Origin of the sequence: Mesorhizobium sp. M7A.F.Ca.US.010.02.1.1 (assembly GCF_004023085.1) — a bacterium.
Classification (GTDB): Bacteria; Pseudomonadota; Alphaproteobacteria; order Rhizobiales; family Rhizobiaceae; genus Mesorhizobium.
Genome location: NZ_RZRV01000120.1, coordinates 1 through 633 on the forward strand (window position 1 = coordinate 1; position 633 = coordinate 633).

Consider the following 633-nt stretch of genomic DNA (forward strand, 5'->3'; position numbering starts at 1 on the left):
CCTGGTCCAATCTCAAGAATGTCGGCGACGTCGTGGAAGCCGTCCGCGGCTTGCTTGCGAAGGAGGCTTGAATGGACAGGCGCGTCGTTATCACCGGAGTGGGCGGCCTGTGCGGACTGGGCACCGACGCCGCCTCTATGTGGAAAGAGATGCGCGAAGGCCGCTCCGCCATCGGCCCGATCGCCAATTCCGAGCTTCATGACCTGGAGGGCATGACCGGCGCTGAGATCAAGGCGCTGCCCCAGCACGACATCGATCGCAAGCAGCTCGTCTCCATGGCCCGCTTCAGCTTGCTCGCCGTGCTTGCAGCGCGCGAAGCCATGCGGCAGGCCGGACTTTCCTGCGACGAGGGGAATGCCCATCGCTTCGGCGCGACAGTGGGCGTCGGCGGCTTGGGCTGGGATGTGATGGAGGAAACTTACCGGGCCCTCCTTTTGGACGGCGCGAGGCGAGTTGGCATCCTCGCTGTACCCAAAACGATGCCAAGCGCCGCCGCCGGCCAGGTGAGCTTGAGCCTCGGCTTGCGCGGGCCGGTCTTCGGGGTGACCTCCGCATGTGCCTCGGCCAACCATGCGATCGCCTCGGCGGTGGACCAGATCAAGCTGGGCCGGGCCGACGTAATGGTTTCCGGGG

Annotated in this window: 1 protein-coding gene; it reads left to right on the plus strand. The window is 66.0% G+C overall.

The annotated features are described in order from the left end of the window. Positions 1 to 71 precede the first annotated feature (71 nt). The coding region (locus EOA19_RS35010) for a beta-ketoacyl synthase N-terminal-like domain-containing protein (protein WP_281040498.1) at positions 72 to 633 on the plus strand (562 nt) is incomplete at its 3' end.